Here is a 14,830-nt window from a genome sequence, read left to right on the forward strand (position 1 = left end):
TTCCTTATTTCCGAATAAATTTATCGTCGCTACTTGGTTCTTCAACAGAAACAAACCGTTCAACTTTCATGTGCAGATCATATTTTTCACGCAAAGCAGCTAACTCTTTCATCATTGGTGAAGCATGGTGCTTGTCAATCGCCTTTTGGTCTTTCCAGCTGTCAATTAACAGCACTGTTTTAGGATCATTTGCTGGTAAGCTGGTAAAAAGTAATCATAGCGTTCATTTCCATCTTCTTCACGAATTCGCTTAGCAATGCCACTTGATTCCATTTCATTCATAAACTTGCGGGCATCCCCGTTTTTACCGGTATAGTAAAGATTAATGGTAAGGCTCATATTAATTCCTCCTATTTGAATTAAGAAGCATGTACTTTTTCTTTTATTTTAGCAAATTTGTCTCAGAACCGATTATTAAAAATACTTTCCTACGAAAAAAGCTCAAGAACTGCATCTTTAGCAATTCTTGAGCTTTTATTTTTGGCTCTATAATTTTTCCTGTTGATGGCTTATCTCTGTGATAAGCTGTTAACAGGTTTTTATTTCAAAAAAAAGAGGACATAGTCCTCTTTTATAAAAATCTATCAGGCCGTTCTGCTTCAGCCGGCCAATTATTATTCGTTTATTTAAACAGAGAGTCCTCTGCCGCTCACATAAAAAAGCCCAATGCCACGCCAAACACTACTGTATTTACAATGCTTCCAAGAGAAAGGTGTTCACCGCGCTCATTCAATTCTCTGCGTGTCAGAGCCATAAAGACATTTGACAAGCAATCCCGAGAATACAAGCTTTTGAAATCTCTATGGAGGCTCTATTTGAAAAAATATGATGATTTGGACAAGATTCATCCGCGCTACAATTGGCACTACATGGATTCGCTTACTCAGGAGCAGATTGTTATGCAAGAAATTAGTCCTAATACGACGCTGGAAAATTCATACAATCGAATGCAGGATTTCTTTACAGCCTTAGAAGACAATGACAGTCAGAAGCTTAAAAGAATCATCTGCTCAAAAAAACCGGTGGGCGGTCTAATGCATAAAACGCTTTTAACGTTCAAGCATAATTTAAAGGCCGTATTAAATGGAGCACAGTCAAGCTATTCCAATGGCTGCCTAGAAGGCTTCAACCGCAAGATTAAACAAATTGAACGAACTGCCTTTGGTTATTCTGATTTTATTAATCTCTTAACAAGAATCAGACTGGAAGAAAACAAAGTCAAAGAAAAAGGATTAAGCAATTTATTAATTGCTTAATCCTTAAACTTTACTCTTCATCAACAGGAATTCTTATAGAATGTCAAGCATTACTACAGAGAAAAAAAGAGTATACTAAACATAGCCCCAAAAGACTAGTCTTTTGGCAGTTTTTTCACTTATTATGTGCTAAACATCTATTAATTAATCGCCTTAGAATAATTATAAAGTTGATGTGTGTGGACCAAATTTATAATAGTGCGATTCAAATGATTGGCGCATGCTATTAAAGCTACCTTGTCATGCTTATTGAAAGGCGGCTTTTTTAATTTGTAATAGTAATCAATTAAATGATTTTGAATTTTGCCTTGATTTCTTAACATACTTCGAATCATGTCTGTTTCAACAGCTCTGCCTTGACTACTACCTCTACGATTAATTGTATCGCCTTTAATGTATTTACCAGACTGATATCTATTTAAATCCAAACCTAGGAAAGCATTGAGTTGTTTATAATTATCAAAGCGAGCAATATCACCAGTAAAGCCTAATAATAGAGCGCTATTTAATTGACCGGCTCCGGGAATACTGGAAATAACTTTGAAATCATCCAAGCCAACAGCCGTCTTGATTAACTTGTTTTGAATATAGGCTATTTCTTTATTGTAGCTTTCTATCTCATCGCAATATTCTGAAATAATTTCAATTTCTAAAGAATTTGCTGGAACAGCAGGATAAGAATCTTTAGCTGCTAACCAAACTTGAGCACAATAACTTTGAATTACATCTTTATGTATTCGCCTGCTAACAGATTGGTAAACTCTAGTGGTCATTTCTTTAAGAGTTAATCCTACCAAAAAGTCAGGATGACAATACATTCTAAATACTTGAAGGGCTAAAACTGCATAAGCATTTTTAAAAATCTGATTTAGTTCTGGGAAAGTAAGCTCTAAGCTAGAACGAAGGAAATTAAGTATTCTGGTTCTACATTTAATTAACTGCTTATATCTCAAAGATAAAATCCGTAAAGATTCATACAACGAATTAGATTGTTTATTACAGTGATTCTTTATTTCCGCTAATTGAGTTTTACCCAATAAAGCTAATTTAAATGAATCATTCTTGTCAGTTTTATTTCTTCTCAAAGAAGCCATTCTTAATTTTGCTTCTAGGGGATTTAGCTCATAAAATTTGACCTTTTTATTTTTTAAATAAGTAGTAAGCTGAGCCGAATAAACACCTGTAGTTTCAAATATTATTATTGTACCGGGTTTAATATAAGAATTTAATATTTGGAAACCGCTCTTATTATGCTTAAATTTAAAAGCTATTTCTTCCGCTTCTTTTGTTATCAAAGTGGCATGACTTTCACCTTGACTAACATCAATACCAATAATATTCACCTAATCACCCCGTTTTAAATCAATTGAGGCAAATATTTATTTTCAGCTCCATTTCTTGATTATACGATCTCTGAGATCCACACCCTTAATCTAGTTTGATTGAAAATAAACATTTATGGGCCCGTTTGACAGTCGAATTTAATATTCCATTCTGTTGTCGACCTCAACCTCAATCTAAGTATAAGAAAAAAGGTAGATAAAAACATCGTCATGTTTCTATCTACCTTTATACTTTAGGGTGTTTGACAAAGAGCCTTGCCAGCAGTTGGTGAGATCAGTGAAGCGACTACTTTCAGGATCGTGCTTTTTCCGCTTCCTGAAGGACCAACAAGCGTTAAGAAATCCCCTTTATTTAGCGCAAAGAAAATATCATGCAAAATTGTTTTATCTTGTACTTGGTAGGAAACATTTTCTAAATCCAAAAGCATGATTATTTGCCTTTCCTATCTTTCAAGATTCATCTTAATTATACCCATCTCGACTAGACTGGAGGTAAAGAAAAAGCAGGCATTCTTTATTGAATGTCCGCTTTAAATGTTTTATTAAAATTTAACTTGTTCACCATTGACTGTAACTTGGTAAGTCATGTCTTGCAGATTTGCGTGAAGTTTAGCAACTCTTGAGCCATCATGATTTTGACGTGTAATCTTTATTTCATTTTCATTTGGAGTTGTCACTTCAATCTTGCCCTCCAGATCAAATGCAGCCTCATTATTTCTAAAAGTAAATAATTTAAGCAGTGAATGAACAACAGGCCGTTTAACTTCCTGTTCCACTTCTTCTTTAGTGTAGTAGTGTCGATTAATATTGCGACCCTCTTTAGTTTTTTCTAGCAGTTTAATGTCATTTTTGCCTGCCAGCATTCCAACATAATATACTTGCGGAATTCCTGGTGCAAAGACCTGAAGAAGCCGAGCCATAAAGTATCTGCGATCATCATCGCCAAGAGCTGAGTAAAAAGTAGTATTGATTTGATAAATATCAAGATTATGATATTCGGCACTTGAATACTTCTTTTTAACATTTGCCCCAACTTTATAGAGTTCTTTACTAGTGTAATCGATTTGCTCGGGAGTTAAAATATCGCGGGCATCTACAACGCCAATTCCATCATGCGTGTCCAGTGTCGTAAATTGTTTCATTGGGCACATTTTGAGCCAATTTGCCAAACGATCAGTTTTGCCGCTATAAAGCGAATACAAAGTCACCATTGGTAAAGCAAAATCATAAATGAAGTAGCCATGCTTGCTAATCTTGAACGGCATTGAATAATGTTCATGAATTTCTGGAAGAATCATGGCACCTTTATCAGCAATGTCGTCACGAACTTGGGCTAACAAATCCCAAATTTCTGGTTCAACAAAGAAATCATTCGTATTAAGCTTCTTAACTGCGTAAGCAAAAGCATCTAAACGAATAATGTCAGCACCATGAGCAATCAATTCATTCAGGGTTTGGCGAATGAATTTTTGGGTGACCTTTTTGCGTACATCAAGATCAATCTGTTCAGGACCAAAAGTGTTCCATAATTTTTCTTTACTGCCATCAGCAAAAGTAATTTCTTGATAAGGGGCACGATCTTTCCGCTTATAAATTAGATCAACGTCTTTCTTAGTTGGACGACCTTTAGGCCAAAATTTATCCCAACTCAGGAAAAGATCTGCGTAAGGACTTTGATCTTTATTCTTCTGAAAATCTTCAAAATACTTTGAATGACGGGAAATGTGATTAATCATAAAGTCAAACATTAAGTAATATTGTTGACCTAATTCTTCCACATCTTTCCAAGTACCAAATTTTGCATCAACCTTTGTGTAGTCCGTTGGTGCAAAACCACGGTCACCGGTTGAGGGGAAGAATGGCAATAAGTGAATCCCACCTACTGCACCTTTTAAGTCAGTTTTTAGAACTTCTTTTAATTCCTGAATATTCTTACCCAAACTATCAGGATAAGTAATCAGCATGACTTTATTTGAAATTGGCATTACTTTTTCTCCCCCTAATCTACTGCTTTAAAGTGGTACATTTTAGCTTGAAAATCTCCATTAGCAAATGGATCATAGAAGCCAAGATTCATTAATTCATCCCCACCAAAGATTTCTTGAGTAGCAACATCTTCATAACGCTTGCTTGGATCAAGACCCATTAACTTGGTCTTAGTGCAATATGGTTGAGCATAAGCCATGATATCAACCACTGTAACTACTGCCTCACTTTGATCTGGTGAAACAGTCATCCAGGCACACTGATTGCCCGTCATTGGTGACTTTAGACGATAAAATTTACCATATTGAGTAATTTGACGAATCTTTTTATACTTAGAAACTTGCTTAGCTACTTTTCGGCTATCTGCAGCACTTAATTTAGTTAAGTCAAGTTCATAGCCTAAATCGCCCCACATTGCAACTGCACCGCGCGTATCAAAAGGCGTAATTCGACCATTTTGTTCGTTTGGGCTGACTGACACATGGGAAGTCATCATTGATTGCGGATAAACTAAACTCGTACCATATTGAATTACTAGCCGAGCAATCGCATCTGAATTATCACTGGCCCAAATTTGCGGCGTATAGTAAGCTTGACCAGCATCAAAACGGCCACCACCACCTGAACAACCTTCAAATAAAATATTTGGATATCTAGTAACTAAGCGATCGAGCAAATCATAGTAGCTCAAAACATAGCGATGATAGGCCTCGCCCTGTCTATCGGCTGGTAAATCTGCTTCATAAATATCAGACAAATGCCGATTCATATCCCATTTGATGTAGTCAATTTTGCCGCCATCTAGGATTTTGATCATTTGTTCATAGATATTGTCCCGAACTTCTTTACGTCCTAAATCTAAAAGATATTGATTGCGTGATGGACTTGGTTTACGACCAGGAACATGCATTAGATAATCCGGATGTTGTCGATAAAGATCTGAATCATAAGAGATCATTTCGGGTTCAAACCAAAGACCAAATTTTAAGCCCTGATGATGAACGTAATCAGCAAAATGACCTAATCCTTTCGGAAACTTCTTATGATCAACATACCAGTCCCCAAGTGAACTATTATCATCATCACGATGACCAAACCAGCCATCATCTAAAACAAACATTTCAATGCCGAGATCTTTAGCCTTATCAACAATTGGTCGCAGCTTATCTTCATCAAAATCAAAGTAAGTTGCTTCCCAATTATTCACCACAATTGGCCGCAGTTGATCTTTAAACTTGCTACGCATGATTCGATCATGAATCAAACGATGGAATGTTTGACTCATCTGATTTAAACCATGAGCTGAATATACCATCAAAACTTCCGGAGTTTGAAATTCAGCCTTAGGTGCTAACTGCCACTTGAAATTAAAATCATTGATACCAATATTTAAGTGAATTTGATTAAATTGATCGCGTTCAACTTCAAACTTATGGTTGCCAGAATAAACCAAACTAAAACCATACGCATCACCATTATTCTCTGTTGTCTCTGGGTCTACCAAAGCCAAAAACGGATTCATTTGGTGACTTGAGGTACCACGAATACTTGAGTAAACATGAATGCCCTGCCCAATTTTTTCTCTTTCAACATGACGTTCATTAGCATGCGCACCTGGCAAAGTAATCACTTCAAAATTGCGATCGGCAAAATCAATTTGCATTGAAGCTGCTTTTTCAAGAAAAACAGTCTCTTGCCCGTTATTGAGTACTTGAACTGAACGCGTAACTACGGGACGATCACGATAAATGGTGTAGTACAAATCAAAATCAAGTTGGCTTTTCTTGTCTTCCAATCTGATAATTAAAGTTTGCGCTTCATTTTTATTTTTGACCCATGCATGTGGAAGACCCTTTAAATCAGGCTTGCCATCCTCAATCCGATAAGATTGATAGGTTAAAAACAAAGCATTTGCACCATCTGGATGGCGAACAATAGCAGCTGGCGTATGATAGTCCATTTCACCGGCCGTACTGTACTCTTTTAAAATAGAATCACGTGAAAACGTTCGATCAAGTGAACCTGGAAGATTGCCTGAGAAACCGCGATCTCTTCTTGGATAACGCAACTGACCATGATAGTTTTTTACTCGTTTACCAAAATACAAATGACTTAGCGTACCGCCATCTTCAATGGCTAGCAAGTATGAAATTTTGTCATTATGCAAATGAAAAACTTTTTGCTCTTGATCAAAGGTGATTAGTTCGTGGTTCATTTTTTCTCCTAATTGTAATTACTTAACAGCACCGTTACTCATACCAGCAATAATGTTCTTTTGGAAAATCAAGTAGACAATGGTGATTGTGATGATACCAATGACGTATGATGCAAAGCATGGACCGTAGTCGTTGAAGTATTGGCCAGTGTAGTTGTATTGGAACAATGGCAAAGTCCACATCTTAGAATCTCCATTCAAGATCAGCAATGGAAGCATAAAGTCGTTCCAGAACCACATTGCATTTATAATCAAAGTCGTAGCATGCATTGGTTTTAACAATGGGAAGATAATCTTAAAGTAAGCCGTTAATTTGTTGGCACCATCAAGTTCAGCAGCTTCATCCAAACTAGCTGGAACACTTTGCTTGATGTAAGAAACATACAAGAACAAAGTTTGTGGAATAGCATAAGTTAAGTAAAGAATAATTAAGCCCCACATGTTGGCTAAACCAATCTTACTCATCATAACAGTAATTGGAATCATAATAACTTGGAATGGAACAAAGATCCCAAGGATCAATAAAATGTACATCCAGTTATAAGCTGTTCGCTTTGACATATTACGAGCAATTGAATAGGCAGCCATTGGAACAAAGATCATGACTAAGACAACTGATAAGACTGTAATCACAATTGAGTTCCAGAAGTAACCCATAACACCATCCGCAAACAATCTTTGGAAGTTTGCCAATGTCCAAGGATTTGGCCAAGCAAAGAAGTGTTCCATAATTTGTTTGGTCGTCTTAAATGAACTTAAAAACGTATACAGAATTGGAACTAGAATTAAAATTCCGCCTACAACTAACAAGGCATAGTCCCAAAATGTTTTTGTGCTATTTTGTTTTTTCATTGTGATACTCCCCTTTAATCAACGGCATACTTATTAGAAATCTTGATTTGAATGAATGAAACAATGGCAATCAAGACGAACAAGACAATGGCAACCGCATTGGCATAACCGAATGAGTTGTTGTTAAAGGCATAGTTGTAAACCAAAAGCCCTAATGAAGTAGTAGAGTTGTTTGGCCCACCAGCAGTCATCGCAAAGATTTGGTCAAAGGCAGTTAAACCTGACTTCAATGCTAAAATGAAGACCATTGAAATACTTGGCAACATATATGGAAGTTCAATCTTCCAGAAAATTTGTTTGCTATTAGCACCATCAACAGAAGCAGCTTCCTTAATTTCATCAGGAATGCTTTGAAGTCCTGCTAAAAAGATGATGATTGGCATTGCGACCCCTTGCCAAAGCAGAACAAAGACTGTCGCAATAACCGCACCAGTATTAGTACCAAGCAAACTAGTTTGAAGCCAGTTGATATGAAGAGCATTACCAATTGCTGGCAAACCGTAGTTGAAGACTTGTTTGAAAATCAAGGCAACAGTCAAGCCTGAAAGAACAGCTGGGAAGAAGAACCATGCTCTAAAGAATGTCCGGCCCTTGATCTTTGCATTTAAGGCACGTGCAACCAAGATACCAATTACAATTTCACCAACAATCAATGAAATCGTTAGGATTAAGGTAAAACCAATTGACTTACCCAAATTTTTATCAAGCATTAACAGTTTGTAGTTATTAATCCCAACAAACTTATAGTTATAGGTTAAACCAGTCCAGTTAGTTAAACTATAGAAAGCTCCTTGAAATAGTGGGAAGTAGAAGAACACTAACTGTAAAATCAATGGGACAATTAAAAACAGCCAGCCCCAATGTTTTTCAAAAAAGTTTTTGGATTTCATTTTTACTCCTCCTAGTTTGCAGCCTTCATTGGGTTAAAGAAGGTATTCATCGCGTCAACCATTTGTTGTTTATTGCCTGACATTAAGTAGCCTGCAGTTAAAACGAAGAAATCATTTTCTGAAGTCCAGTGTTGTGCAAGCCAAACCATATCATGATTGGTAAAGGCTAAAGTATATAAACCACCAAGTTCTGAATTGACACCCTTTTGCTTTATTCCTTTAACAGCAACAGGCTCACCATCAACGTTGTAGTATTTCTGCATAGCAGCTGGGGTCGTCATATAGGCAACAAACTTTTCACAGGCTTTTCTGTGCTTAGTCGAAGCAGAAATTGACAGTGCTAGGTCACCTGAACCAACTGTCATTTCGTGGCCAGCTTTATCTGCTGGGAAGGCAAAGGTTCTAACTTTGAATTTTGGCTTTTGCGCATTAATTAAAGGTAAAGCCCATGAACCGTTTGGCATAATCATGCTCTTGCCGCTAGCAAAGGAAACAATGGCATCGTTGTAACTAGCACCACGCCAGTTGGTTTGTGAATTAAAGCGAAGCAAATCCAACCGGTTGAAATCTTTTTGAATGGCCGGATTATTAACCTTAATACCATTTGGTGCTGAATAACGAAGCAGTTTGTTGGCTTGAGTAGCACCACCAGTAATAGTTGCAAGTGATAATTGATGATAACCATTTAAAGTCCATGGTTCACTTCCGGCAACAGCAAATGGAGCTTTGCCGCTAGCCTTAATTTTCTTCACAATTTGTTCGAATTGAGCCCAAGTCTTAGGTGGCTTAATACCTAACTTTTTAAATTCAGTTGCATTGTAGAAAAAGCCATAGACATTAGCACTAAGTGGAACATTATAAATCTTGCCATTTACTTTGAAGGAATCAGCATAGTGATTCTTAATGTTCTTAATATATGGTGCATGCGTCATATCTAAGAAGTAGCCAGCTTTAGCCCACTCTTGGAAGTCAATATTTTGCGGATAAATATTGATTACATCTGGTACATCCCCAGCTAAAATTCTTGTTTTAAGAACAGTACCTGGATTTGGGACATCCACTTCTTTAACGCGAATGTTAGGATTTTTCTTTTCGAAATCTTTGATGATTTCTTTCAAAGTTCCTGACATTTCCTTCTTTTGGTTGAAGTATTCAATTGTAACTTTCTTGCTTGAACTGCTATTTTGCTTTTGACCACAAGCTGACAAGCTAAGTGCAGCAACAGCAGTTAGGCCAGTTAAAGCTACTTTTCTCAGCCACTTATTCATATTGATCACTCCTCATCAAAATAACTAAACCCGCTAAACTTTCCTCTCTGGAAAATTAAAGCGCTTTCATTTGATACACTTATCATACCGCAATGTGTAATTTTTACAACCTATTTACAGAAATTTACACATTTATTTTCACATTAGTGCTATAATGATTAGGCTATGAAAGCGATTCTTTAAGATGGGGATGTAATTATGACTGCTACGATCAAAGAACTTGCAAATGAGGCTGGTGTTTCAATTGCAACTGTCTCACGTTTTTTAAATCAAAATGGCTATGTTGGTCCAAACTCGGCTTCTAAAATTCAGTCTGCAATTGATAAGTTGGGTTATAAGCATAAAGATCCCATTTTAACAACTAAAATGAAAGTAATTGAAGTAAACTTTCCTAACATTGATAACCCATTTTATGCGGAATTATTTCAAAATCTTTCTACCTATTTAAAAGAAAAAGATTACGATTGCATCCTTCATTTGGATCATTTTCACATTGAAAATTTTGATTACTTTTTAAAGAGATTCCAAGAGAAAAAGATTTGTGGTTTAATTACAAGTTCACTGCTCAATATTTCTAAAAAAGATTTGCAACCTAATCTGCCGATTGTCAGTTTTGATCGCAAAATTAGTCCATCAATTCCGACTATTCAGTCAAACAACTATGATGCAGGGATGCAAATCGCACAATTCATTTTAAGAATGGGTAAAAATAAAATCGCAATTATAGCTGGAGCTAAAGAAGATTACTATCCAATTAACGATCGCATTAAGGGCATGATTAAAGTCTTTAATACTTATCACAAAGAAGTTGATTTGACCTCCTTAAACGCTAGCGATTCAATTATTGCTAAAAAAATTACAATTCAGCAAATTCTCAAACATACTCAATATGAAGCAATTTGTTGTACGGATGATATTACAGCGTTATTAGCAAAACAATGTACAGATGATTTAGGATTGACTCCTGTCATTACGGGATTTGATGGTACAATTTTGATCCAAAATCTGTTTCCACATTTAATTACTGCTCAGCAGCATATCAAAGAACTGGCTGAATTGATGAGTGACCTGCTTCTTCATCAAATTAATCAACCACATGAAAAACTAGAAAGTGTTTACACTCTGCCGGTTAGTTTAATTAATCAGATCTAAAAAGATCCTCAGAATTTTGTTTAATTCTGAGGATCTTTATTTTTCTATTTACATTTGCTCAAAATGATGAACAATCGGTTGAGGCAGATAATCCGTTAAAAATTTCGAAAAAGTTTTGCCAGATCGATCCATTTAACAAGCACACGCACATTGTTAATCGCTGCATTAATTTTCAATTTATTACGAATAATGCCTGCATCATCCATCAATCTTCGAAAATCTGTATCTGTAAATTTTGCCACTTTCTCAACTTTAAAACCAGCAAAATCCTGGCGGAAATTCTCACGCTTATGTAAGATTGTTGACCAAGAAAGTCCAGGTTGAAAACTCTCAAGCACTAGCATCTCATAGAGATACTTTTCATCTAAATTTAGTTTGCCCCATTCCTGATCATGGTAATTGCGATAAAGCTGATCATCAGTTTCGCCCCAAGGACAGCGTTTGACCATTTCTTGTTTTCCTTATTTCCGAATAAATTTATCGTCGCTACTTGGTTCTTCAACAGAAACAAACCGTTCAACTTTCATGTGCAGATCATATTTTTCACGCAAAGCAGCTAACTCTTTCATCATTGGTGAAGCATGGTGCTTGTCAATCGCCTTTTGGTCTTTCCAGCTGTCAATTAACAGCACTGTTTTAGGATCATTTGCTGGTAAGCTGGTAAAAAGTAATCATAGCGTTCATTTCCATCTTCTTCACGAATTCGCTTAGCAATGCCACTTGATTCCATTTCATTCATAAACTTGCGGGCATCCCCGTTTTTACCGGTATAGTAAAGATTAATGGTAAGGCTCATATTAATTCCTCCTATTTGAATTAAGAAGCATGTACTTTTTCTTTTATTTTAGCAAATTTGTCTCAGAACCGATTATTAAAAATACTTTCCTACGAAAAAAGCTCAAGAACTGCATCTTTAGCAATTCTTGAGCTTTTATTTTTGGCTCTATAATTTTTCCTGTTGATGGCTTATCTCTGTGATAAGCTGTTAACAGGTTTTTATTTCAAAAAAAAGAGGACATAGTCCTCTTTTATAAAAATCTATCAGGCCGTTCTGCTTCAGCCGGCCAATTATTATTCGTTTATTTAAACAGAGAGTCCTCTGCCGCTCACATAAAAAAGCCCAATGCCACGCCAAACACTACTGTATTTACAATGCTTCCAAGAGAAAGGTGTTCACCGCGCTCATTCAATTCTCTGCGTGTCAGAGCCATAAAGACATTTGACAAGCAATCCCGAGAATACAAGCTTTTGAAATCTCTATGGAGGCTCTATTTGAAAAAATATGATGATTTGGACAAGATTCATCCGCGCTACAATTGGCACTACATGGATTCGCTTACTCAGGAGCAGATTGTTATGCAAGAAATTAGTCCTAATACGACGCTGGAAAATTCATACAATCGAATGCAGGATTTCTTTACAGCCTTAGAAGACAATGACAGTCAGAAGCTTAAAAGAATCATCTGCTCAAAAAAACCGGTGGGCGGTCTAATGCATAAAACGCTTTTAACGTTCAAGCATAATTTAAAGGCCGTATTAAATGGAGCACAGTCAAGCTATTCCAATGGCTGCCTAGAAGGCTTCAACCGCAAGATTAAACAAATTGAACGAACTGCCTTTGGTTATTCTGATTTTATTAATCTCTTAACAAGAATCAGACTGGAAGAAAACAAAGTCAAAGAAAAAGGATTAAGCAATTTATTAATTGCTTAATCCTTAAACTTTACTCTTCATCAACAGGAATTCTTATAGAATGTCAAGCATTACTACAGAGAAAAAAAGAGTATACTAAACATAGCCCCAAAAGACTAGTCTTTTGGCAGTTTTTTCACTTATTATGTGCTAAACATCTATTAATTAATCGCCTTAGAATAATTATAAAGTTGATGTGTGTGGACCAAATTTATAATAGTGCGATTCAAATGATTGGCGCATGCTATTAAAGCTACCTTGTCATGCTTATTGAAAGGCGGCTTTTTTAATTTGTAATAGTAATCAATTAAATGATTTTGAATTTTGCCTTGATTTCTTAACATACTTCGAATCATGTCTGTTTCAACAGCTCTGCCTTGACTACTACCTCTACGATTAATTGTATCGCCTTTAATGTATTTACCAGACTGATATCTATTTAAATCCAAACCTAGGAAAGCATTGAGTTGTTTATAATTATCAAAGCGAGCAATATCACCAGTAAAGCCTAATAATAGAGCGCTATTTAATTGACCGGCTCCGGGAATACTGGAAATAACTTTGAAATCATCCAAGCCAACAGCCGTCTTGATTAACTTGTTTTGAATATAGGCTATTTCTTTATTGTAGCTTTCTATCTCATCGCAATATTCTGAAATAATTTCAATTTCTAAAGAATTTGCTGGAACAGCAGGATAAGAATCTTTAGCTGCTAACCAAACTTGAGCACAATAACTTTGAATTACATCTTTATGTATTCGCCTGCTAACAGATTGGTAAACTCTAGTGGTCATTTCTTTAAGAGTTAATCCTACCAAAAAGTCAGGATGACAATACATTCTAAATACTTGAAGGGCTAAAACTGCATAAGCATTTTTAAAAATCTGATTTAGTTCTGGGAAAGTAAGCTCTAAGCTAGAACGAAGGAAATTAAGTATTCTGGTTCTACATTTAATTAACTGCTTATATCTCAAAGATAAAATCCGTAAAGATTCATACAACGAATTAGATTGTTTATTACAGTGATTCTTTATTTCCGCTAATTGAGTTTTACCCAATAAAGCTAATTTAAATGAATCATTCTTGTCAGTTTTATTTCTTCTCAAAGAAGCCATTCTTAATTTTGCTTCTAGGGGATTTAGCTCATAAAATTTGACCTTTTTATTTTTTAAATAAGTAGTAAGCTGAGCCGAATAAACACCTGTAGTTTCAAATATTATTATTGTACCGGGTTTAATATAAGAATTTAATATTTGGAAACCGCTCTTATTATGCTTAAATTTAAAAGCTATTTCTTCCGCTTCTTTTGTTATCAAAGTGGCATGACTTTCACCTTGACTAACATCAATACCAATAATATTCACCTAATCACCCCGTTTTAAATCAATTGAGGCAAATATTTATTTTCAGCTCCATTTCTTGATTATACGATCTCTGAGATCCACACCCTTAATCTAGTTTGATTGAAAATAAACATTTATGGGCCCGTTTGACAGTCGAATTTAATATTCCATTCTGTTGTCGACCTCAACCTCAATCTAAGTATAAGAAAAAAGGTAGATAAAAACATCGTCATGTTTCTATCTACCTTTATACTTTAGGGTGTTTGACAAAGAGCCCGAAAAATCAACTCCATCAGGTAGTTACATAAACATTATCTAGTAGTAAATTAACATATCCTCATAAAACAAAAAACAAAATAGGAAAATTAAACAATGTTATCTCGATGGATCAGATCCTCTCTTTCTGCTTTTTCCTTAAAACTCTGTCTTGTATTATAAATATTTTCGTCAAAAAACAGCGAAAATTTATAATTTACTGTTAATTATGAAGATGATACTAATTTCAGTAATTTAATATATACTTTTTTAATCTTGTTCATAATCCATTTACTAGCAAAAAACTCAAAAAATTTTTCTTCTCTTAAGCTTAGGTACACTTGAGATTTTTAGTTTTTGCACATATTATTTTATAAATTTCATGTTGACATAATATAAGTAAGCGTTTTACTATAAAAGCGAATTGAATAAATGTTCTTCGAGGCAGGGTGAAATTCCCGACCGGCGGTAAAGTCCGCAACCCGCATATGCGGTGGAATCCCATTTGGGTACCGATAGTTACAGTCTAGATGGCAGAAGAAAGATAGGTCTACGCTTTTTTGTGTTGGATTTATTTA

Annotated in this window: 9 protein-coding genes, 5 pseudogenes and 1 riboswitch; of the genes and pseudogenes, 3 read left to right on the plus strand and 11 right to left on the minus strand. The window is 35.6% G+C overall.

Annotated features, from left to right (window positions below):
• Nucleotides 1–4: 4 nt before the first annotated feature.
• Nucleotides 5–339 (minus strand): annotated as a pseudogene (locus D0Z64_RS08040) (putative quinol monooxygenase).
• A gap of 383 nt (nucleotides 340–722) precedes the next feature.
• On the opposite strand from D0Z64_RS08040, the pseudogene D0Z64_RS08045 reads away from it, so the two are divergent.
• A pseudogene (locus D0Z64_RS08045) lies at nucleotides 723–1,256 on the plus strand (transposase); the annotation flags it as partial.
• Nucleotides 1,257–1,396: 140 nt separating this feature from the next.
• Here the strand turns inward: D0Z64_RS08045 and D0Z64_RS08050 are convergent.
• The 7 genes from D0Z64_RS08050 to D0Z64_RS08080 form a co-directional block, all read right to left on the minus strand.
• The gene (locus D0Z64_RS08050) at nucleotides 1,397–2,599 is read right to left on the minus strand and encodes an IS110 family transposase (RefSeq protein WP_080881115.1); all 1,203 of its coding nucleotides are present in this window, start codon (nucleotides 2,597–2,599) and stop codon (nucleotides 1,397–1,399) included.
• A gap of 233 nt (nucleotides 2,600–2,832) precedes the next feature.
• Entirely contained in the window at nucleotides 2,833–3,027 is a 195-nt protein-coding gene (locus D0Z64_RS08055; RefSeq protein WP_080882023.1) for an ATP-binding cassette domain-containing protein, read from the minus strand.
• 114 nt (nucleotides 3,028–3,141) lie between these two features.
• Complete coding sequence (gtfA, locus tag D0Z64_RS08060) at nucleotides 3,142–4,584, minus strand: sucrose phosphorylase (RefSeq protein ID WP_080882024.1); 1,443 nt, start codon at nucleotides 4,582–4,584, stop codon at nucleotides 3,142–3,144.
• 14 nt (nucleotides 4,585–4,598) lie between these two features.
• Complete coding sequence (locus D0Z64_RS08065) at nucleotides 4,599–6,800, minus strand: alpha-galactosidase (protein ID WP_080882025.1); 2,202 nt, start codon at nucleotides 6,798–6,800, stop codon at nucleotides 4,599–4,601.
• Nucleotides 6,801–6,818: 18 nt separating this feature from the next.
• Entirely contained in the window at nucleotides 6,819–7,652 is an 834-nt protein-coding gene (locus D0Z64_RS08070; RefSeq protein ID WP_080882026.1) for a carbohydrate ABC transporter permease, read from the minus strand.
• 14 nt (nucleotides 7,653–7,666) lie between these two features.
• Nucleotides 7,667–8,542: a carbohydrate ABC transporter permease gene (locus D0Z64_RS08075; RefSeq protein WP_080882029.1), complete on the minus strand. Its 876-nt coding sequence runs from the start codon at nucleotides 8,540–8,542 to the stop codon at nucleotides 7,667–7,669.
• Nucleotides 8,543–8,553: 11 nt separating this feature from the next.
• Entirely contained in the window at nucleotides 8,554–9,810 is a 1,257-nt protein-coding gene (locus tag D0Z64_RS08080; RefSeq protein WP_080882028.1) for an extracellular solute-binding protein, read from the minus strand.
• Between the two features lie 198 nt (nucleotides 9,811–10,008).
• Here D0Z64_RS08080 and D0Z64_RS08085 point away from each other — a divergent pair, with 198 nt between their 5' ends.
• Nucleotides 10,009–10,962 (plus strand): LacI family DNA-binding transcriptional regulator, encoded by a 954-nt coding sequence (locus tag D0Z64_RS08085; RefSeq protein WP_080882030.1) that lies wholly within the window; start codon nucleotides 10,009–10,011, stop codon nucleotides 10,960–10,962.
• Nucleotides 10,963–11,013: 51 nt separating this feature from the next.
• Here the strand turns inward: D0Z64_RS08085 and D0Z64_RS08090 are convergent.
• Both D0Z64_RS08090 and D0Z64_RS08095 read right to left on the minus strand, forming a co-directional pair.
• Nucleotides 11,014–11,411: pseudogene (locus tag D0Z64_RS08090) on the minus strand (DNA-3-methyladenine glycosylase I); the annotation flags it as partial.
• Between the two features lie 12 nt (nucleotides 11,412–11,423).
• Nucleotides 11,424–11,758 (minus strand): annotated as a pseudogene (locus D0Z64_RS08095) (putative quinol monooxygenase).
• A gap of 383 nt (nucleotides 11,759–12,141) precedes the next feature.
• Between D0Z64_RS08095 and D0Z64_RS08100 the strand changes: the two are divergent.
• Nucleotides 12,142–12,675 (plus strand): annotated as a pseudogene (locus D0Z64_RS08100) (transposase); the annotation flags it as partial.
• A 140-nt stretch (nucleotides 12,676–12,815) separates the two neighbouring features.
• On the opposite strand, the gene D0Z64_RS08105 reads toward D0Z64_RS08100, so the two are convergent.
• Entirely contained in the window at nucleotides 12,816–14,018 is a 1,203-nt protein-coding gene (locus D0Z64_RS08105; RefSeq protein ID WP_080881115.1) for an IS110 family transposase, read from the minus strand.
• Nucleotides 14,019–14,683: 665 nt separating this feature from the next.
• Nucleotides 14,684–14,798, plus strand: a riboswitch (FMN riboswitch).
• Nucleotides 14,799–14,830 lie beyond the last annotated feature (32 nt).

The sequence above is a fragment of the Lactobacillus amylolyticus genome, assembly GCF_003999355.1.
In the GTDB taxonomy this organism is placed as follows: Bacteria; Bacillota; Bacilli; order Lactobacillales; family Lactobacillaceae; genus Lactobacillus; species Lactobacillus amylolyticus.